The sequence below is a fragment of the Exiguobacterium sp. BG5(2022) genome (assembly GCF_031844365.1).
Classification (GTDB): domain Bacteria; phylum Bacillota; class Bacilli; order Exiguobacteriales; family Exiguobacteriaceae; genus Exiguobacterium; species Exiguobacterium profundum.
Window position 1 is genome coordinate 523436 of record NZ_JAUZVB010000001.1, and the last position, 21391, is coordinate 544826.

The window sequence follows — 21391 nt, forward strand, 5'->3', positions numbered from 1 at the left end:
CGTGTTATCTCTTGCAATGATCGCCTTTCTGATTGGCATTACGCTCGCTTACTTTTATATGCAACCGGAACCGGTGCCTTGGGTAGATGAACCGACGTTTGAAGCGGATATGTGTGTGCGGGACGTGGAGGAAGAAAATGCGATCTTGACAAGGTCGAAGATTGATTTTGACCGGTTGCATCCGTTAGTCGCCAATCGGGGAGAATCGTTCATTCGATTAGCCCATTCTTGTCTAGACCTTGAAGTACGCCTCACTTCTGGATACCGTTCTGCCAAGGAACAGAATGCACTGTATGCGCAAGGACGGTCTGAACCCGGGCAAGTGGTGACCAATGCTAAGGCGGGTCAGAGCTATCATAACTACGGTCTTGCTGTGGATTTCGTCATCATCCATAACAATAAGACCGACTATGACCTGAATACGGATCGTAATCGGAATGACATTCCTGACTGGCAAGAACTCGGGGAGTTAGGGAAGGCGCTCGGGTTTGAATGGGGCGGAGACTGGAACTCATTCCCGGACTATCCTCACCTCCAGATGGACTTCGGTTTGTCGATTCGTCAACTTGTTGCAGGGAAACGACCTGACAAAGAAGAGACGGCACCTCTTGCCGATGCACTAAAACCTCTATTAGATTAAACGGAAATGTTGGCAATGAAGCCGTTTTCCGCTACAATATTCAGTAGCGATAAGGGGACGAAACAGAATATGAATCATTTAGGAGGTTTTTGTTAGTGTCAAAAAAGAAGACAGAGAATATTAGCGTCTTTGCGCTTGGAGGCGTAGGCGAAATCGGGAAGAACATGTACGTCGTGGAACTAGACGACGACATCTTCGTCATCGATGCCGGTCTAATGTTTCCAGGCGATGAGATGCTCGGGATTGATATCGTCATCCCAGACATCACATACTTAAAAGAAAATAAAGATCGTGTACGGGCGATTTTCATCACCCATGGTCACGAAGACCATATCGGTGGACTCAGCTACGTCTTACGCGACTTGAAACACGTCCCAGTTTACGGGACGAAATTGACCCTCGGGTTGATTGAATTGAAATTAAAAGAGGCCGGTTTGTTGAAAGAAGTCGACCTTCGCATGATTGATGCCAAAACGAAATTGACTATCGCTGATCATTTCATCACGTTTTTCCGCGTCAATCACTCGATTCCCGACTGCGTCGGCGTATGTATTCAAACGTCTCAAGGTGCGATCGTCCATACCGGAGACTTCAAGTTTGATTACACGCCTGTCGATGGTAAACAATCTGACTTCAATAAATTAGCAGCAATCGGACAACGTGGCGTTCTTGCGCTTCTTTCCGACTCGACGAACGCCGAGCGACCGGGGCAAACCGGTTCAGAGTCAATCGTTGGAGCTGAATTGAACGATGTCATCTATCAAGCGGAAGGTCGGGTTATCGTGGCATCATTCGCCTCGAACGTCCATCGCTTGCAACAAGTATTTGCAGCAGCAGAAGCGAATGATCGTAAAGTCGCGGTCGTCGGTCGTAGTATGGTCAACATCGTCGAAGTTGCGCAAAAATTAAACTACTTGCGCTTCAAGGCGAAGACTCTCGTTGAGTTGTCCCAAGTTAACCGTCTACCGGATAACAAGGTCGTCATTTTAACGACAGGTTCGCAAGGGGAGCCGATGGCGGCGTTGACTCGCATGGCACGTAATGCCCACAAGCAAGTCAACATTCGATTGAATGACACGGTCGTCATTGCGGCGACACCGATTCCAGGGAATGAGAAGTCGGTTTCTAAAACGATTGACTTATTGTTCCGTTCGGGTGCGAACGTCATTTATAATCAGCGAAAAGTCCACGTATCTGGACACGGTTCAGCGGAAGAATTGAAGTTGATGCTCAACCTTGTCAAACCGAAGTACTTCTTACCGATTCACGGCGAATATCGTATGCAGATGGCACACTCGAAACTCGCAGAACAAGTGGGTGTCAAACCGAACAACATCTTCATCGTTGAAAAAGGTGACGTCGTTGAGTTCACAGGTCGAAAAGCCCGCATGAGCCGAAAAGTCCCTGCAGGTAACGTCTTGATTGACGGAATCGGTGTTGGGGACGTTGGAAACATCGTCTTACGGGACCGTCGTTTGTTGTCACAAGATGGAGTTGTCCTCTGCGTGGTTACGTTGAATCGGAAACAGAAGAAATTGATTTCAGGACCTGAACTCATCTCACGTGGTTTCGTGTACATGCGCGAATCGGAGGAAATGATTTCAGAGGCAAACCGTATTGTCACGAAACAGATTGAAAAGAGTCTGCAGGCTGGCAGTGATTGGACCGAATTGAAATCAAATATCCGCGAGCGACTTAGCGTCTTCTTATTCGAGCAGACGAAACGTCGTCCGATGATCTTGCCGATCATCATGGAGATTTAATGGAATGAGAGTGAGGCAAAAGTCATCTGACTTTTGCCTTCTTTTTTTAGGAGGAACTGATGTGGCTCAAAAAACAAGAAAGACTCCCGTAAAGCGAAAGCGCCCAGCGACGCGAAATACGAGGAACCGTAAAAAACAACCGATTGCGCCACGTACATATGGGTGGGGCTTCTTTGTCCTCGCCATCGTCGCATTCGTATTTGCCTTTTTTGATTTAGGGTGGATCGGTAAACAGTTATCTGATTTATCCGTCTATCTTTTTGGAGGATGGGGTGCGCTCACTTACTTGATGATGGCTGTGTGGTTATGGATTCTTCTCACTCCGATGAAACCGATGCGACGAGCGGGATTATTCGCAATGCTCGCCTCATTCTTACTATTCGGGGACTTACTTTGGGGAGAGGCAAGGGGCGGCATCAATGCCACTTTCTATAACTTGAACCAATATTTATTCTCAGACTTCGGGATTGTCTTTTTAGGGATCGTCTGCTTCCTCGTCGGTGTCTCGTTTTATGCCCCGACTATTTGGGGGACACTCTTTCATCGCATGCAGGAATCCGTCACAGCAGTCAGAAACGAATGGCGAGCCAGACCGAAAGTGGAGAAGCAGCAAGAGGCGAAACGAACGCGCAAGGCCTCACCTCGTCCAAAATTAACGGAAGCGCAATCGGACCCGGAAGTAGAGTCAGACGTGGTCACGATGCAAGACATTCCAATCGTCGGATTTAGTGAGAAAGTCGTAGCAGAAAAAAGAGAGACGGAAGATCAACCTCGAACGGATTCTTCGGAAGTCGATTCCACAATCACGACCGAGGAGATGATGATGACTGCGGCCCAAGATGTCTCGGATACATACGAGCTTCCGCCATTCTCGAATTTGAAAGAGCCCGTCATTACGGATTTGTCTGGTGAGAATGCACGATTGAAAGAAAATGCATCCAAACTTGTAAAGACGCTTAAGTCATTCGGGGTCGGTGTCAAAGTGTTAAAGATTCACCTTGGTCCAACCGTCACAAAATATGAACTACAACCGGATATCGGTGTGAAAGTCAGTCGCATCACCTCATTAAGTGATGATTTGGCATTGGCGCTCGCTGCAAAAGATATTCGGATTGAAGCTCCGATTCCGGGTAAAGCCGCTATTGGTATTGAAGTGCCGAACCAGGAGGTCGCACCGGTATGCTTACGTGAAGTACTGGAAGCGGAGCCGGTGAAACAAGATGACTCGAAGTTACTCGTCGCACTCGGTCGGAGTATCAGTGGCGAGACGGTTGGGATCTCTCTCAATAAAATGCCGCATTTGCTTGTTGCAGGATCGACAGGATCAGGTAAATCTGTCTGTATCAACGGCATGATCGTGTCACTCTTGATGCGTTCTCGTCCGGATGAGGTCCGACTCATGATGATTGATCCGAAGATGGTCGAGTTGAACGTCTATAACGGAGTGCCACACCTGTTGACACCGGTCGTCACGGATCCGAAAAAAGCCGCCCAGGCACTGAAGCAGGTCGTCGCAGAAATGGAACGGCGGTATGAACTGTTTAGTCGATATGGAGTTCGCAATATCGAAGGTTACAATGAACTCGTCGATCAGTCGGATGACGAGGATGCGAAACGTTTACCGTTCATCGTCGTAATCGTCGATGAATTGGCGGACTTGATGATGGTGGCATCAAATGATGTCGAAGATGCCATCATGCGACTTGCACAAATGGCAAGGGCTGCTGGTATTCATATGGTCCTCGCGACACAGCGCCCATCTGTCGACGTCATCACAGGAGTCATCAAGGCGAACATTCCGTCCCGCATCGCCTTTGCCGTCTCTTCTCAAACCGATTCAAGGACCATCCTTGATGGTGGCGGGGCGGAAAAGTTGCTTGGACGCGGTGACATGTTGATGCTTGCAAACGGAATGAACAAGCCGGTCCGTGTACAAGGTGCATTCGTCTCCGATCAAGAAGTCGAGACGGTCGTCAATCATGTCATCGCGCAACAACGTGCGCAATATGTGGAAGCGATGATGCCAAAAGAAGAGGAAGTGACGACGATTGATTCGGATGATTCATTGTTCGGAGAAGTCGTGCAATTCGTCATGACACAAGAAACGGCATCAACTTCGATGATTCAACGCAGATTCCGAATCGGGTATAATCGTGCCGCCCGTTTGATTGACTCACTTGAGGAAGCCGGGTATGTCGGTCCATCAGAAGGTTCGAAACCGAGGAAAGTACTCATTCAAGAGCAAACAGAATAATAAAAAAACGAACGATTATATATCAGTATATATAATCGTTCGTTTTTTAATGCTATTTATACGATATAGAAATATTCGCTCTATCCTTAGATGTTCGCTATAATATAAATGTAATATAGCACATATGTCCTATATACTGAATTAGTACATACTTTTAAAAACCACTGAAACGCTTACATTTTTTAATAACGTTTACATTTTACAAAAGTTTTTCAATGGGGATGAAAATGAGTAAATTGGACTCAAAGGTACGGTTCGGCATGTTCCGAAAAAATATTTCCCTGATTCCGAACAAAAACTATTGCGTTCTAATTCTCGAATCCCTATACTTAATATTGGCAAGGACATTCATACGTCAGATGTCTGAGCACTGGTAAGTAAATTAAAGGTGGTGAGGCCAATGTCGATTAAGCTCGATCATCGATTGCTCTATCTTCGAGTGATTGAGAAAATTAAGCAAGATATCGACGCTGGTGTCTATCGTGAAGGGGAGAAGTTACCTTCAGAATTTGAACTTTCGAAGCAACTTGGAGTCAGTCGAGCGACACTTCGCGAAGCGCTCCGGATTCTCGAAGATGAGAAATTTGTCGTGCGAAAGCATGGGGTAGGAACATTTATCAGTTCTAAACCGCCATTCACGTCAGGAATTGAGGAATTGTTCAGTGTCACTGACATGATCACACGAGCAAAGATGACACCAGGAACGAAAGTATTGGTGGCCGAGAAAGTGTTGGCAACAGAGAGAGAAGCCGAGCGTCTCAAGATTGAGCCGAACTCACCGATTTATCGAATTGTACGAATTCGATATGCGGACGACACACCGGTTGTGTATTGTGTCGATAAAGTGCCGGCCCATCTCGTCTCGAATCCTGAGGCATTGACTGAAGGGAAATCTTTGTTTGATTCTCTCGAAAAAGAGGTAGGACGTCGAGTCGCTTATGCGATCACGCACATCGAACCGAGTGTCAGCGCTGAAATCTCGTCACAACTTCAGACGGACCAACCGTTACTCGCTTTAAAACAATTGCATTATGATGAGAGTGATTTACCATTACTCGATTCGGCCAACTTTTTCCGTGCTGATCGATTCGACTTCCATGTCGTACGTAAACGAGTTTAAACGAGCAGTTTCTGGACGGAAGAGTTATTTTTGGGGAATAGCGTGAAAGCGCTTTCTTATACCGGTGTAAAGACTACTGATAACATGACAACAAAAATTGTTATGAACCGAAAGGGGAAACACGACGATGATGAACAAAAAGAAAACGATTCTCTCAGCTTTAGCAGCAGGACTCACACTCTCTACAGTACTCGCAGCATGCGGTGGAGATGACAACGAAGGCTCATCTTCAAACGGTGAAGGCGGAGAAGGTAGCGACTTCAAAGTTGCAATGGTCACGGATACTGGTGGTGTTGATGACAAGTCATTCAACCAATCAGCTTGGGAAGGTTTGAAAAAGTTTGGTGAAGAAAATAGCTTAACTGAAAACGAAGGATATAAATATCTTCAATCAGCAAAACAAGCAGACTATCAGCCTAACTTGCAACAATTGGCACGTGATCAATTTGATTTGATCTACGGAATCGGTTTCTTGATGGCAGAGGATATCGGAAAAGTTGCAGAACAATTCCCTGATAACAACTTTGCAATCGTTGACTCGGTTGTAGATGCACCGAACGTTGCTTCAATCACGTTTAAGGAACAAGAAGGTTCATTCCTCGTAGGTGTAGTAGCTGGTCTTACAACAACGACTGATAAAGTTGGTTTCATCGGTGGAGTAGAATCAGACTTGATCAAGAAGTTTGAAAATGGATTTAAAGCTGGTGTCATGGCTGTAAACCCTGATGCGACAATCGACGTAAAATATGCTGAAGACTTCAACTCAGCTGAAAAAGGAACTGCAATTGCGTCAGGTATGTATGGATCAGGATCTGATATCATCTATCATGCAGCTGGTGGTACAGGTGTAGGTGTATTCACTGAAGCGAAAAACCGTAAGAAAAACGGTGAAGAAGTTTGGGTCATCGGGGTTGACCGTGACCAGTACGAAGAAGGTCTTCCAGAGAACGTTACTCTTACGTCAATGGTTAAACGTGTAGATACAGCGACACTCGAAGTGTCGAAAATGGCAATGGACGGTAAGTTCCCAGCTGGTGAAGTGGTTGAATTCTCACTTAAAGATGAAGGTGTAGGAATCGCACCAACTTCTGAAGAAAACGTTGCTGCAGACGTGCTCACTAAAGTTGATGAGTATCGTCAACAAATCATCGATGGTGATGTTGTTGCACCAGCAACTGACGCTGAGTTCGAAGAGTTCATGAAAAACGTAAAATAATTTGTTTGAGTTGAGGGGGGACCCATGTGGTCTCCCTTTACTTAAAGTTAGGGGTGAACTTCCTTGGAATATGTAATTGAAATGCTAAATATTCGAAAAGAGTTCGGTACGTTCGTTGCGAACGACAATATCACGCTCCAATTGCGTAAAGGAGAAATCCATGCACTTTTAGGAGAAAACGGGGCCGGGAAATCGACGCTCATGAACGTGTTGTTTGGTCTCTATCAGCCTGAAGGCGGAGAGATTCGCGTACACGGAAAGAAAGTGAATATTGAAAATCCGAACATCGCCAACGAACTTGGGATCGGAATGGTCCATCAACACTTTATGTTGGTTGAAAAATTCACGGTCACTGAAAATATCATTCTTGGTCTTGAGCCAAAGAGTGGCATCACAATCGATCGCGCCACTGCTCGGAAGAAGGTCATGGAGATTTCGGAGCAATACGGACTTAGAATTGATCCGGATGCGAAGATTGAAGATATTTCAGTCGGCATGCAACAACGTGTTGAAATCTTGAAGACGCTCTATCGTGGAGCAGATATTCTGATTTTTGATGAACCGACGGCAGTGTTGACACCACAAGAGATTCAAGAACTTATCCAAATTATGAAACGTCTGATTGCTGAAGGTAAGTCGATCATCTTGATTACGCACAAGCTGAAGGAAATCATGCAAGTTGCGGACCGCTGTACTGTCATTCGTCGTGGACGCTACATTGGAACGGTCGAGGTCGACGAGACGGTAAATGAAGACAGTTTAGCTGAAATGATGGTTGGTCGCGAAGTAAACTTTGATGCAGAATATTCGAAAGCCGATCCACAACAAGTCGTTCTGGACGTTCAAAACCTCGTCGTCAAAGATGGTCGCGGTTTGAAAGTCGTTGAAGGATTGGATTTACAGATTCGTGCTGGAGAAGTACTTGGAATTGCCGGGATTGACGGGAATGGTCAGACGGAGTTGATTGAAGCCATTTCAGGTTTGAAAAAGCCGGAGTCTGGTAAAGTGTTGCTCAACGGAAAAGATGTCACAGGACACACGCCGCGTAAGATGACCGAGGCAGGGATCGGACACATCCCGCAAGATCGTCATAAACACGGACTTGTTCTTGACTACTCGATTCGTGACAACATGGTACTTCAAACGTACTATAAAGAACCGTTCTCGAAACGAGGTCTCATGAACTATAAAGCTGTGGCTGAGAAGGCGAAGGCGTTGATTGAGAAGTTTGACGTCCGAACTCCATCAATTGATGTTCCAGCGCGTGCTCTCTCGGGAGGGAACCAACAGAAAGCAATCATTGCACGTGAAGTCGATCGCTCACCAGATTTACTCATCGCCGCTCAACCGACTCGTGGTCTCGACGTAGGTGCGATTGAATTTATTCACGAGCAGCTTATTAAAGAACGTGAAAAAGGACGCGCCGTCTTACTCATCTCGTTTGAACTTGATGAGATTTTACACGTATCCGACCGTATCGCTGTTCTCTACGAAGGAAAAATTGTAGGGATTCGTGATCCGAAAGAGACGACGGAGCAAGAGCTAGGCTTCTTGATGGCCGGCGGTAAGAGAGGGGACGAAACAGAATGAAAAAATTAAGTTTAAACCAACTTCTCATTCCATTCCTATCCATCATTTTAGGACTACTCGTCGGTGCTATCGTCATGTTGATTGGTGGATACGACCCGGTTCAAGGGTTTATCTCGTTATTTGAAGGCATGTTCGGTAGTCCGTATGCCGTCGGTGAAACATTGCGTGCTGCAGCCCCACTTATTTTCTCAGGTCTTGCGGTTGCGTTCGCCTTCCGTACAGGGCTATTCAACATCGGGGTAGAAGGACAAGTGTTAATTGGGTGGGTCGCAGCCGTCTATGTAGGAATTAACTTCGACTTGCCGATGTTTATCCATTTACCGCTCGCACTTCTAGCGGCAATGGTTGCAGCAGCAATTTGGGCGTTCGTTCCTGGGTTCTTGAAAGCGAAGTTTTATGTTCATGAAGTCATTACGTCTATCATGATGAACTATATTGCCTTATACACGACAAACGCGATTTTACGTAACGTCATCGGCGTAACGAACGAGCGTACGGAGTCAATCAACGATTCAGCGTCACTTGCTTCGCCATGGCTCCAAGAGTTGACGACGTATTCACGTCTTCACTGGGGTGTGCTTGTCGCTGTGCTTGCAGCAATCGTGTACTACTACATCCTTCAACGTACGACACTCGGTTATGAGTTACGTGCCGTTGGATTCAACAAACATGCATCACAGTACGCAGGGATGAGCGTCAACCGTAACATCGTCCTGTCGTTCGTCATCTCCGGTATGTTCGCTGGTCTCGCAGGTGCGATGGAGGGTCTTGGAACATTCGGTAGTATGACCCTCTCGGCATCGTTCACCGGTGTTGGATTTGACGGGATCGCCGTTGCCCTTCTTGGTGCGAACACCGCGATTGGAGTCATTTTAGCAGCGATTCTCTTCGCAGGGTTGAACATCGGCGGATTGGCGATGCAACTTGGTGCGAACGTACCGTCAGAGCTTGTCAAAGTCATCATCGCAGCCATCGTCATCTTTGTAGCGTCTGGATATGCGATCAACTATGTCGTTGAGAAACTTAAAGGAAATCGTAAGAAAGGAGTGGAGAAAAAATGAACTTCTTAGAAGTCCTTTATATCGTCGTACCGGTTGCGCTTGCCTATGCGACTCCACTCATTATCGCAGCACTTGGTGGAATTTTCAGTGAACGTTCTGGTGTCGTCAACATCGCCCTTGAAGGAATCATGGTCATCGGTGCCGCGACAGGAATCATCACGACGCTCACCTTGACTGATTTAGGTGTCGGAGCCTCTAGTCCATGGATTGCCTTACTTGTTGCCATGGTAGTCGGTGCATTGTTCTCCCTCTTCTTGGCTGTTCCTGCCATCCTTTGGCGTGCGGACCAGACGGTTCTCGGGGTGGCCATCAACATGCTCGCCATCGGTCTCGCCATCTTCGTCGTGCGTGTTCTTTACAACAAAGGACAGACCGACTTTATCGAGTATCGGATCGCAAAAGAGAATGTACCCTTTTTATCAGATATTCCCGTGTTAAAGATGTTCTTTATTAACGTCCAGTACACGTCGTTCGTTGCTATCGCCTTGGCGTTCGTCGTCTGGTTCGTCATCTTCAAGACGCCGTTTGGACTTCGTCTTCGTTCGGTCGGTGAACATCCGATGGCCGCTGATACGATGGGAATCAACGTAACGAAAATGCGCTTCATGGGCGTCATGCTCTCTGGTGCATTTGGTGGTCTTGCCGGAGCGGTTTATGCTGTAACGGTCACGACGAACTTCAGCGGAACGACAATCGTTGGTCAAGGGTTCTTGGCGATTGCCGCAATGATTTTCGGTAAATGGAATCCGCTCGGTGCGCTTGGTGCCGGATTGTTCTTTGGATTCGCTCAAGCCCTTTCGATTATCGGAAGCAACTTGCCGGTCATCAATAACGTGCCGCAGCTCTTGCTCTTGATTGCGCCATACGCGCTCACGATTCTTGCTCTCGCTGGACTCGTTGGTCGTGCGGATGCGCCGAAGTCGGTCGGTATTCCTTATATTAAAGGGAAACGTTAATTCGAGATAGGACATATGTCCATTTCATCCAGGTTGTTTGGTGCTTAAGCCAAACAACCTTTTTTGATATACTTGCCTAGAGATGTCATGATTAGACTAGGTTACATGCGAGAAACATAAAAAAGACATATCAGTCAAAGGACCGATATGTCTTTCACGATTATTCGAATTTTAAAGCGTCCCCGTCGAACGACTCGTCCGCTACTTTGATCGAGTCTGTCGGACAACCCTCGAATGCATCCATCATGTCTTCGTATAACTCATCTGGGATTTCAACAGTACCTGTGTTGTCATCCATTAAGTTGAACGCAAGACCTTCATCATCATAATCGTAAATATCTGGTGCTGCCGCGCCGCAAGCTCCGCATGCGATACATGTATCTTTATCGACGATTGTAAATTTTGCCATGATAATAACCCTCCAAACGGTTCGTTTCTCTTAGAAATCATTCTACTGACTATGAGTAATTGTAGTCTACATACCCAATTATTTCAATGAGGAAACGAGCGTCTTTTTGGTAGGATAATGATTTTTTTAAGGAAGTGACGATTTGGTTCATTTAGCGGATGGAGTTCTACTGCTGGCCATTAAACGATTAAATGGAGAACGGAGTGAGCGAAGTCTCTACCATGTCCTGAATGGAAAGCGTTCGGCCACAACGCTACAGGACGCATTTTTTTACGAGTTGGAGCCTCTTTTTGGACAGTTTCCGCAGACGGCTTATTCATACGAGTCTGTGCTAAAACAACTTGAAAAACGAGGATGGCTCGATCGTAAACGATTTAGATTGACAGAGGCGGGAGAACTACTAGCTTCACCTGAATCGGTTGAGCAACTATTCAAGCGGTTGGGCGGGGAACGCCGTGATTATAACGCGACCACATGGAAACGCTTGAGTTTGTTCGTGCAGACGTTCATGTCAAAAGAACACGCCCGTACATTTTATCCTGTACAAGCCGATCGTCCAGCAGAGCAATGGGTCAAGCAGTTGTTACATCTTGATCGGGATTGGAAAGCGCTCATGCGAACGTTTCATCAAGAGATTGAACAAGCACTTGAACAAATCGGGGACCCGTATGCGACGGCCGTCGTCTATCGATTCACAGGAGCGTTTGAGACGGGTTTGACATATGAACAAATCGCCAGCCTGCTTCATGTTGATGCCGAAACGGCTCGTTTGTATTTTTTGGCCGGATGGAACGAACTGTTGATGGTCTTGCCGGATGATGCCAAACTACGGGGGTTTACGTACGGCTTATCGACGGACCGGATGACTTATTCAGCACGTGAGTCATATGAATTGTTCTTAAAGGGGTACACGTTCCAACAGGTTCAAGCGAAACGGCGTTTACGTACGAGTACGATTGAAGACCATGTCGTCGAGATGGCGATGTATTTAGAAGTCTTCCCGCTCGAACAATTTGTACCGATGGAGGATGTGGTCACGATTGAAGAGTTGCGGCATCCGGATAGCTGGGCGTTGAAACCGGTATTTGAGAAAATGGGGCGTGTCAGTTATTTTCAAATTCGACTCGTCTTCGCCAGACTGAAACGAGGTGAGAGTTTTGTATGAAGCGACATTAAAACGAGTGTTCGGGTATGAATCGTTTCGTCCTGGGCAACACGACATCATACATGCCGTGATCGAAGGGCAGGATGTATTGGCCGTCATGCCGACGGGGGCGGGGAAATCGCTGACGTTCCAACTCCCTTCTTATATTAAAAATCAAGGGCTCACGGTGATTGTTTCGCCGTTACTCTCACTCATTGAGGACCAGATGCTTCATATACGAGAACGGGGAGAGCGTGGTGTCGCTCGTTTGACGTCGATGGAATCGGCTGAAGAGAAGCAGGACATCATCAACCATTTGAAACGTTACCGTTTTTTATATCTTTCACCCGAACAATTGGCCGTTCCTTATGTGACGCGTGCTCTGGCGAATGTGAAAATTCAAATGCTCGTCATTGACGAGGCGCACTGTATCTCACAATGGGGGCATGAGTTCCGTCCTGAGTATGCGCGTTTAGGTGAGTTGCGAAAACAGATTGGGAGCCCTCAATGTATGGCGGTCACGGCGACGGCGCCAGAAGGCGTGAAACAGGACATCATTGAAAAGCTGGCACTGTTCTCACCTGAACAATTCGTCCACTCTGCCAATCGTCCGGAAATCCGATTGTTGGTTGAACGGTTGGAAAAGGAGAAGAAACTTGAGCGATTGAAAGAGTTGATTCAAGTGATTCCCAAACCTGCAGTCGTTTACACGGCGACCCGTCGCGAGGCAGAGGCGTTAGCCTTTGAGCTAGAGGATGCATTGTTTTACCATGGAGGCATGTCTACGGAAGACAGGCGACTCGTGCAGTCCCAGTTTTTACGGGACGAAGTGTCGGTCATGGTATGCACGAGTGCGTTCGGGATGGGTGTGAACAAAGACAACGTCCGTTCTGTCGTTCATTTTCAGTTGCCGGCAACAGTTGAGGCATACATGCAGGAAATCGGACGAGCGGGGCGTGACGGACAACCCGCATTCGCGGTCCTTCTATATGCTGATGGCGACGAACGCATCCAGCAATTTTTAATCGACGGACAGTACCCGAAAGACGAGGACATGCGACTAGCCTATTTTGAACGTGAGAACGGGACGTCGCTCGCGCAACTACCAAGGTTGTTACGGATGAACGAAGAAGACCCGAAGTTTCTCCTGCTGAAGCAATTGTTGACAGAACGTTCGCTTCAAGAAGCCCTCGATTGGGTAAAAGAAAGAAAGCGAGATCGGTATCGTCAACTCGGGCAGATGATGGATTATGCCCTCATCCGGACATGCCGACGCGATTACTTGCTTCGTTATTTCTCCGAACAAACGGTCGACCAAGAAGAATGCTGTGATGTTTGTGGGCCGATTCCGTTCCCGGATACACCGCAAATCGTCCGAAAAAATGTGACAGAATGGAAAATTCGGTTGACGCAAATCTTTTCCTTTGAATAATATCATAGTAAAATGATAAAAAAGGTAAAGGAGGGCATACGTTGCGACATCGGAATCAGGCGGATTCTTTACGCGAGCAATTGGCGGACACGTTGCCGTCTCGAGCTGAGAGGCAAGAGGGCGAACGGAAGAGGAAGTTAAATGATAACTGGATGAAGCGCCCGTTGGCGATGACATTGACCTTCGCCATGCTAGCGATTATTCTCATTTTCATATATATCGGGCGACACGCCATATTTTAAACGAGGTGCGAACAGAGTTCGCATCTTTTTTTATTCTTAAAAAATTCTCGATTGCACAATAAAAGGGGTAAACCTCTTGCGTTGAGGATATACTTATATCATAAGAACGAGTAAGAGAGGAGGGCGGAGATGCCGAAATACTCCATCAAGACCGTGGCGACCTTGACAGGCGTCAATCCGACGACGATTCGCGCTTGGGAACGTCGCTATCAGTTTATCGTGCCGAGCCGAACGGAATCCGGTCACCGCCTGTATTCAGATCAGGATGTTGAAAAAATCAAATGGGTCGTGGACAAGCAGAAAGAAGGGCTTTCTGTCTCACAAGCCATTCAACAACTTCATCAAGCGCCTGAGCCAGAACCGACAACGACAAAACTGTACGATGAGGAGTTGAAAGACGGGCTACTCCATGCGTTGCTCTCATTTGATGAGCGGACAGCCCATGATTTGATTAACCGTGCGTTTAATACGTTCAGTTTTGAAAAAGTGACAAAGGATGTAATTGGACCACTGCTCATGGAAATCGGTTCACGATGGGAGAATGGCTCGATTACCATCGCCCACGAGCATTTCGCCACGGCATTTTTACGAGCGCGACTTTCGACGTTGTCCCTTCAAATGCCGATGAACCCCTTCCTGCCACGTATCACGTGTGTCTGTGCACCTGAGGAGATGCATGAGATTGGATTATTGTTTGTCACGCTCTATTTGCGTCAACATGGATACGACGTCATCTTTTTGGGAGCGGGTTTCCCGAAAGAAGATTTGAGTAAAGCGTTACATGATATCGACACTTCTTGTCTCATCTTCTCATGTACGTTGACTGAGCATATTCCGAACTTGTTAGAGGCGATGGATTATATTCAAAACGAGCATCCTGACTTAAAAATCGGTGCCGGTGGATATGCGGTCAGTCTTGAGAGAGGTCGATTTAATGGGTCATTTCTTGGCGACACTCCTGAAGAGTGGACAAAATGGTTATCAACTATTTGACACGGGATGAAAACGGGAGTAGCTTATTATTAGGATTGACTATTCACTGGAGGTTTTCGATTGAGATTTGAAAAACAAACAAAAGAACATCTTCGTGTATATGTGACTGCGAATGAGCTCTCGTTACGTGGAATCGCCATCGATACGATCGTGGGGGAAAACGGTCAGCAGCTGTGGAAAGAACTACTTGAAACAGCAGAAAGTGAGTACGGATTTTCACCGCAAGGAGCGGTTGATTTGAATGTGACAATGTTCCCTCGCGATGGGCTCGTCATCGATGTTCAAAAAGGTGAAGCGATTGCTGAGCTCGATGTCGAGCAGGTCGAGATTCGATTAACGATTGATGTAATCCATCATTTGATTTATCAGTTCGAGGACATTGAAGATGTGATCAACGCTTCGATTCGTCTTTTCCCGCATATACATGAAACCGAGCAGGGTGGCACGCTTTATCATTACAACGGTCATTACTACCTTCACTTCGTTGAGGTTCTTCCTTCGCAGGTAGAAGAACGACTCGCGGCCATTTTGTCCGAGTACGGCAAGACGACTACGGTCAGTCCGTACGTCATGATGGAATACGGAAAGACGATTCAAACTGAACAAGCTGTGAAAGAGCTGTACGATGCATTCGCATGAGTACGGCTTTTTTACTTTTCTGTTCCTATTGTTTTTAGGATGTCCGTGTTATGATTAGACTTGAATTTTCAGTAGCTAGTTGAAGGAGAGATTGGAATGAAAGTCGCTGTTTTATATGGTGGAGTGTCAGGAGAACGAGAGGTATCTCTCACGAGCGGGCAAGGGATGATAGAAGCGTTGACGGAACGTGGTCATGAGGTCACGGCCATTGACTTTCATCCGAAACGGGCGAACGAGCTGTTAACATTGGATGTCGACGTCGTCGTCAGTGCGTTGCACGGGAAGTATGGTGAAGATGGTCGTGTGCAATCGTTATTAGAAATGGCTGGAATTCCTTATACGGGATCAGGTGTGTTGGCATCTGCTCTGGCGATGGATAAAGCGAGAGCAAAAATCATCTTCGCGGCATCCGGTATCCGAGTCGCTCGTGACGTCTTAATCGAGTCACGGGAATCAATCGATGCAAAAGTCGCTGAGTGGGGAATGGAGTTCCCATGTGTCGTCAAACCAGCGCAAGAAGGATCATCGAATGGTCTGACGATTGCAATGGACGAAACGATGTTACGTGAAGGAATTGAAAAGGCGTTTGCTTGTGATTCAGCGGTACTTGTCGAGCAGTACATCAAAGGGAAAGAGCTGACAGTTCCCGTCATCGGGAACTTTGGGAAAGAAGAGGCTCTTCCTGTCATTGAAATCATTCCAAAAAATGAATTTTACGACTATGAATCGAAGTATACGGAAGGTGGTTCGATTCATGTCTGTCCGGCTGAAATCTCGGTCGAGCTGACAGCGGAGGTTCAACAGGCGGCAGTCCTTGCGCATCGCGCGCTCGGTTGTTCAGGATATTCGCGCTCTGACTTCCTCGTTTCAGAAGAGGGAAAAGCCTACATTCTAGAGACGAATACTCTGCCGGGCATGACGCCGCTTAGCCTGTTTCCGGATAGTGCCAAGACAGTCGGAATCTCGTACGGTGAGCTTTTGGAACGCTTTATCGAGCTCGCACTTGAGCGCGTAGCGAAGTAAGACATCTGGATTACGCCATCCATCAAGAAAACGCTTTCATTATTTTTGAAAAGCCCTTTCAAATTGAACGCGTATCAGCTATACTTTTAAACGAATACGAGGTTAATTCTTGGGGGAGAATTGACAATTTAGGGGAGGAAACCTTCATGATTACGGATCAAGAAAAAGGTCATCAAAAACGAAAAAACATCTTGGAATCGACACAAGAGGTAATTCACGAAGCTTTAGATAAACTCGGCTATCCAGATGAGATGTACGAGTTATTAAAAGAACCGCTTCGCATGCTGACCGTTCGGATCCCTGTTCGCATGGACGATGGCTCAACGAAGATCTTCACAGGCTATCGCGCTCAACATAATGATGCGGTCGGACCGACTAAAGGGGGAATTCGGTTCCACCCGAGCGTAACGGAGGTAGAAGTCAAAGCATTATCAGTATGGATGAGTCTAAAAGCAGGAATCGTAGACTTGCCTTACGGTGGTGGGAAAGGCGGAATCGTCTGTGACCCACGCGAGATGAGTTTCCGTGAAATCGAACGTTTGAGTCGCGGATATGTCCGTGCCATCAGTCAAATTGTTGGACCTACAAAAGATATCCCGGCTCCGGACGTGTTCACAAACTCACAAATCATGGCATGGATGATGGATGAATACAGTCGCATCGATGAATTCAACTCACCTGGATTCATCACAGGAAAACCGCTCGTTCTTGGCGGGTCGCATGGTCGTGAGACAGCGACGGCAAAAGGTGTGGCCATCATGATTCGTGAAGCGGCACTTCGTCGCGGAATCGAATTGAAAGGTGCGCGGGTCGTCGTCCAAGGATTCGGGAACGCGGGAAGTTTCCTTTCTAAATTCATGTACGATGCAGGGGCGAAAGTGATTGCGGTCAGTGACGCTTACGGAGCTATCCATGATGAGAATGGTCTCGATATCCCGTATTTGTTAGATCGTCGCGATTCATTCGGTACGATTTCGACATTATTTAAAAACACGATCTCGAACAAAGAAATGTTAGAGCTCGATTGTGATATTTTAGTCCCAGCTGCGATTGAGAATCAAATTACAGAAGACAATGCGGACGCGATTAAAGCATCGATTGTGGTCGAGGCAGCCAACGGTCCGACGACGAACGAAGCAACGAAAATCTTGACTGAACGTGGAATTCTCCTCGTGCCGGACGTGTTGGCGTCAAGTGGTGGGGTCACGGTTTCGTACTTCGAATGGGTACAAAACAACCAAGGTTACTATTGGACGGAAGAAGAAGTTGAGGAAAAACTTGAAAAAGTACTCGTTCACTCGTTCAATACGGTATACAATACATCTTCAGCCCGTAAAGTCGATATGCGTCTCGCCGCCTACATGGTCGGTGTACGCAAAATGGCGGAAGCCTCACGTTTCCGTGGCTGGGTCTAATCAAAAAAAGTTCGGTCAACTCAAGTTGACCGAACTTTTTTATACGTTAATGCGGTTCGCAATCGTATCGGCAATCGCCTTGCCGTGGAATCTACCGTTCTCAATGAAGATCTTGTTCGCATCGTTTCCGGCTGCGACCACGCCCGCAATGAAGAGGTGTTCGACATTTGTTTCAAACGTTTCTTCATCGTATGTCGGGACACCACTCTCTTCATCGATCACAATGCCTGCACTCTCGAACAGATGGTGGTCGGGCTGATAACCGGTCATCGCGAAGACATGATCTGCATAGACATGCTTCTCTTCACCGTGTTGCCGGTAGTAGACGCCATCATCGGTGATGCGTTCGATTGTCGCCTCAAACTCCATTCGAACTTTCTCATGACGGACGAGTGAATCGAAGTTTGGAAGAACCCATGGTTTGACGGAAGGGCTATACGAATCGCCTCGATAGAGTACCGTCACAAAGGCACCAGCCTTTTCGAGTTCGATTGCCGCATCGACAGCGGAATTTTTCCCGCCGATGATCGTGACGCGTTGTCGATAATAAGGATGTGCCTCGTTGAAATAGTGATGGACGTGCGGCAACGTTTCGCCAGGTACGTCAAGCAGACGAGGACGTCCATAATAGCCTGTTGCTAAAATCACATAGTCCGCTTCGCGAATGGTTTCGCCACGTCGTTCATGTCTTGATGTCACAACGAATCGGTCACTTTTTTTATCGACCGACTCGACCGTTTCGAACGGGTGGACGTTTAAACCGGTACGTGTGACGACTTCTCGATAATAGACGAGTGCATCTTGACGACGTGGCTTCAAATCCTTACATATGAACGGAATGTCTCCGATCTCGAGCAAGCTCGCGGAAGAGAAGAACGTTTGATGCGTCGGATACCGATAGATGGCGTCGACGATATTTCCGCGCTCAATCACCGTACAAGAGACTCCGATCTTCTCCAGTTCGATGGCGGCCGAGAGACCGCATGGCCCGGCACCTACAATAATCGCTTGTTTGTTCACTGAATATCACCTCTTTGCTCATTGTAGGGAAGGGGGCGCAGTTGCGCAAGGTTATTGCTGGAAGCTAAAGCTATGTTCCATGACTGACTGGGATGAGCCGGACTCGAGTTCGACGAGGAGTCGTAAACGAGCTTTTTGTGAATTCAATCCGTTTGAAAAAATGACACCCATCTCTTTCAGTTGTTTGCCACCCCCGTCGTAACCGTAAACATCTTGAACGATTCCGTTGAAGCAACGGCTGACAATCACGACAGGAATCTCTTTGACTAAATGTTCTAGTGCGGACAAGAGGGTCGGCGGAACGTTTCCTTGCCCTAACACTTCAAGGACGAGTCCGTCGTACCCAAGCGTGATTACAGATTCAAGTAAATCTGGTTCCATTCCTGCGACGACTTTCAACACGGCTACACGTTTTGAGATGGACGGAATCATTTTCGGTTGTCTCGTTGCTGGTTGACTATAGATGAGTACATGGTCCTTTGTGACCATACCCACGTTACCGAAGTGCACAGACTTGAATGTGTCGACTGAAGACGTGTGCGTTTTGGTCACGTTAAATGCCGAATGAATCTCACCGTTGAAAACGACAAGCACGCCTTTTCCACGAGCCGCTTCGCTTTTTGCGACGCGAAGCGCTGTGATCAAATTAAATTCTCCGTCCGAACCGACCTCGTTCGAGGACCGCATCGCTCCTGTCAACACGATTGGGACAGGCGCACCGAGCGTGATTTGTAAGAAGTAAGCCGTCTCTTCTAATGTATCGGTACCGTGCGTGATGACGACTCCGTCATACGTGTCTTGTGTCAGTTCACGTTGGATGAACTGTGCCAATTCAAGCATCTTCTCTGGAGTCATGTGAGGTGACGGGATATTTGAAAAGTGCTTTGTTGTAATGTGAGCAATATCCGTCGCTTTCGGAAGGGTGGCGTCGATTGGATTGACATCGCTCGGTTCGACGTGTCCTGTGCCGGATTGTGACATGGCGATAGTACCGCCGGTGTGGATCAGTAATAAATGATTCATAAGTGTCCTCCTAATTATTTTTATGAAGATTTCCATTTTCTAGGCGTTCTCTACTTTTTCTTTCAGACAATTCAGTGTATGCTAGGGAGAGAAAGGAGAGATGCATCATGATCGCAATCGCCTTGTCTGCGGTTGCACCTGGGCTCGCCCTTCTTTCCTACTTCTATCTACGCCATGAGTTGGAGGCAGAACCGCTCGGATATGTGATTCGTTCTTTCGTGGCCGGAGCCGTTCTCGTGTTCCCGATCATGTTTATCCAATATGCGTTCGTTGAAGAGGGAGTGCTTACTGGACCGTTTTGGCAGGCGTATGTCGCCACTGCCCTGCTTGAAGAGTTTTTTAAATGGTTTATGATTTATTATACAATATATATACATAAAGTCTTTGATGATTACTACGACGGGATTCTCTATGCGGTCGCCTGCTCATTAGGCTTTGCGACTTTAGAGAATTTTTTATACTTATGGGTGTACGATTCATTAGAAATTGCGATTTGGCGAGCAATCCTGCCTGTGAGCGGGCACGCTTTGTTCGCGGTCGTGATGGGGTACTGCTTAGGACGAGCGAAGCATTCGATTCGAGAACGGCTCTGGCTGTTCATGGCAATCTTTTCTGCGACGGTCATCCACGGAACGTTTGATTTGATTTTGATACTCGAACCGAATCAAAAGCTTCCTGCCGTGCTTTATATCGTCATTTTATGGACCGTGGCACTTTTACTCGTGCGAGCGGCAAACTTGTCCAATCGTCGACAATTTAAATAAAGGGGAAGAATCAGTATGTTAAAAGAAGGTCAAGAACTGAGAATCGAAGTGGAAGGGCGTGCAGAGGGGAAAACGAAAATTGCAGCCATAACCGATCAAGTCGTATGGATTGAGTCGCCGAGTGACATGATGACGCTCAAAACATTTTTTTTACATGAAGAGGAGGCCATGCGGGTCTTTTTCTTCCAAGGAGACAATCAGCTGTTCGCATTCGACACGAAAGTCGTGAAGCGAATCAGCGATGCCCAAATGACATTACGCTATGCGTTCAATTTGCCAGATGAGAAAAAAATCAAACGGATTCAGCGTCGTGAATATTTACGTGTTCCAGAAATGATTGACGTGACCGTTCTTGCAACCGATGAGGAAAGTTTCGAATCGTTCGAAACAACATCTCTTGACATATCTGCTGGGGGGATGAAAATCATCGCCAACCGCGCTCCAATCGAAGTAGATGAGTCCCTGATTGTCGTGTTTCGAATTGAGGATGAGCATGGCTCGCCCCAGAACTTCCGTCTTAAGAGCCGTCTTGTGCGCATACATAAACAGGAAGTGAAAGAAGAACTGTCTCTGGCATTTGAAGATTTGACCCCTCGTGACCAAGAGACGATTTTACGATACTGCTTCCGTGTTCAGCTTGAAGCGCGAAAGCGGACAGGGTCTGTATTTTCTTCAAGATAAAAAACT

At 47.0% G+C, this 21391-nt stretch carries 20 protein-coding genes; 17 read left to right on the top strand and 3 right to left on the bottom strand.

Annotated elements, in window-relative coordinates:
* Position 1: 1 nt before the first annotated feature.
* From Q9R25_RS02680 to Q9R25_RS02715, 8 genes are all read left to right on the top strand, one after another.
* Positions 2-640: a M15 family metallopeptidase gene (locus Q9R25_RS02680; protein ID WP_260563679.1), complete on the top strand. Its 639-nt coding sequence runs from the start codon at positions 2-4 to the stop codon at positions 638-640.
* A gap of 95 nt (positions 641-735) precedes the next feature.
* Positions 736-2403 carry a ribonuclease J gene (locus tag Q9R25_RS02685; protein ID WP_015881439.1) on the top strand — a complete coding sequence of 556 codons (1668 nt, stop codon included), beginning with the start codon at positions 736-738 and terminating at the stop codon, positions 2401-2403.
* Positions 2404-2464: 61 nt separating this feature from the next.
* Complete coding sequence (locus tag Q9R25_RS02690; protein WP_074037208.1) at positions 2465-4657, top strand: FtsK/SpoIIIE family DNA translocase; 2193 nt, start codon at positions 2465-2467, stop codon at positions 4655-4657.
* Positions 4658-5057: 400 nt separating this feature from the next.
* Positions 5058-5777 carry a GntR family transcriptional regulator gene (locus tag Q9R25_RS02695; RefSeq protein WP_078146731.1) on the top strand — a complete coding sequence of 240 codons (720 nt, stop codon included), beginning with the start codon at positions 5058-5060 and terminating at the stop codon, positions 5775-5777.
* A gap of 130 nt (positions 5778-5907) precedes the next feature.
* Positions 5908-6993 (top strand): BMP family lipoprotein, encoded by a 1086-nt coding sequence (locus Q9R25_RS02700; protein ID WP_078147920.1) that lies wholly within the window; start codon positions 5908-5910, stop codon positions 6991-6993.
* Between the two features lie 63 nt (positions 6994-7056).
* Entirely contained in the window at positions 7057-8583 is a 1527-nt protein-coding gene (locus Q9R25_RS02705) for an ABC transporter ATP-binding protein (RefSeq protein WP_214691044.1), read from the top strand.
* The gene (locus tag Q9R25_RS02710) at positions 8580-9644 is read left to right on the top strand and encodes an ABC transporter permease (RefSeq protein WP_214691043.1); all 1065 of its coding nucleotides are present in this window, start codon (positions 8580-8582) and stop codon (positions 9642-9644) included. The genes Q9R25_RS02705 and Q9R25_RS02710 overlap by 4 nt, the downstream gene beginning before the upstream one ends.
* Positions 9641-10600: an ABC transporter permease gene (locus Q9R25_RS02715; protein WP_015881445.1), complete on the top strand. Its 960-nt coding sequence runs from the start codon at positions 9641-9643 to the stop codon at positions 10598-10600. The genes Q9R25_RS02710 and Q9R25_RS02715 overlap by 4 nt, the downstream gene beginning before the upstream one ends.
* Before the next feature lie 160 nt (positions 10601-10760).
* Here Q9R25_RS02715 and Q9R25_RS02720 read toward each other — a convergent pair whose 3' ends face one another.
* Positions 10761-11009 (bottom strand): ferredoxin, encoded by a 249-nt coding sequence (locus tag Q9R25_RS02720; RefSeq protein WP_015881446.1) that lies wholly within the window; start codon positions 11007-11009, stop codon positions 10761-10763.
* Positions 11010-11151: 142 nt separating this feature from the next.
* Here Q9R25_RS02720 and Q9R25_RS02725 point away from each other — a divergent pair, with 142 nt between their 5' ends.
* From Q9R25_RS02725 to Q9R25_RS02755, 7 genes are all read left to right on the top strand, one after another.
* The gene (locus Q9R25_RS02725; RefSeq protein WP_311282755.1) at positions 11152-12174 is read left to right on the top strand and encodes a YpbB family protein; all 1023 of its coding nucleotides are present in this window, start codon (positions 11152-11154) and stop codon (positions 12172-12174) included.
* Positions 12158-13585 carry a RecQ family ATP-dependent DNA helicase gene (locus Q9R25_RS02730; protein WP_264092418.1) on the top strand — a complete coding sequence of 476 codons (1428 nt, stop codon included), beginning with the start codon at positions 12158-12160 and terminating at the stop codon, positions 13583-13585. Before Q9R25_RS02725 ends, Q9R25_RS02730 begins: the two co-directional genes overlap by 17 nt.
* A gap of 41 nt (positions 13586-13626) precedes the next feature.
* Positions 13627-13827, top strand: a complete 201-nt coding sequence (locus Q9R25_RS02735) for a hypothetical protein (RefSeq protein ID WP_015881449.1) — start codon at positions 13627-13629, stop codon at positions 13825-13827.
* Positions 13828-13956: 129 nt separating this feature from the next.
* The gene (locus Q9R25_RS02740; RefSeq protein WP_311282756.1) at positions 13957-14820 is read left to right on the top strand and encodes a MerR family transcriptional regulator; all 864 of its coding nucleotides are present in this window, start codon (positions 13957-13959) and stop codon (positions 14818-14820) included.
* Positions 14821-14880: 60 nt separating this feature from the next.
* Positions 14881-15459: an adaptor protein MecA gene (locus Q9R25_RS02745; protein WP_074037201.1), complete on the top strand. Its 579-nt coding sequence runs from the start codon at positions 14881-14883 to the stop codon at positions 15457-15459.
* 96 nt (positions 15460-15555) lie between these two features.
* The gene (locus Q9R25_RS02750; RefSeq protein WP_214691038.1) at positions 15556-16482 is read left to right on the top strand and encodes a D-alanine--D-alanine ligase; all 927 of its coding nucleotides are present in this window, start codon (positions 15556-15558) and stop codon (positions 16480-16482) included.
* A gap of 146 nt (positions 16483-16628) precedes the next feature.
* Positions 16629-17897: a Glu/Leu/Phe/Val family dehydrogenase gene (locus Q9R25_RS02755; RefSeq protein WP_015881453.1), complete on the top strand. Its 1269-nt coding sequence runs from the start codon at positions 16629-16631 to the stop codon at positions 17895-17897.
* Between the two features lie 39 nt (positions 17898-17936).
* Here Q9R25_RS02755 and Q9R25_RS02760 read toward each other — a convergent pair whose 3' ends face one another.
* Together Q9R25_RS02760 and Q9R25_RS02765 are read right to left on the bottom strand one after the other, a co-directional pair.
* Positions 17937-18917, bottom strand: coding sequence for a YpdA family putative bacillithiol disulfide reductase (locus tag Q9R25_RS02760; RefSeq protein WP_311282757.1), 981 nt, complete (start codon positions 18915-18917; stop codon positions 17937-17939).
* 51 nt (positions 18918-18968) lie between these two features.
* Complete coding sequence (locus Q9R25_RS02765) at positions 18969-19940, bottom strand: asparaginase (RefSeq protein WP_159562121.1); 972 nt, start codon at positions 19938-19940, stop codon at positions 18969-18971.
* A 107-nt stretch (positions 19941-20047) separates the two neighbouring features.
* Between Q9R25_RS02765 and prsW the strand changes: the two genes are divergently transcribed.
* Complete coding sequence (prsW, locus tag Q9R25_RS02770) at positions 20048-20704, top strand: glutamic-type intramembrane protease PrsW (protein ID WP_074037196.1); 657 nt, start codon at positions 20048-20050, stop codon at positions 20702-20704.
* Positions 20705-20719: 15 nt separating this feature from the next.
* The gene (locus Q9R25_RS02775; RefSeq protein ID WP_074037195.1) at positions 20720-21385 is read left to right on the top strand and encodes a flagellar brake protein; all 666 of its coding nucleotides are present in this window, start codon (positions 20720-20722) and stop codon (positions 21383-21385) included.
* The last annotated feature ends 6 nt before the right edge of the window (positions 21386-21391 follow it).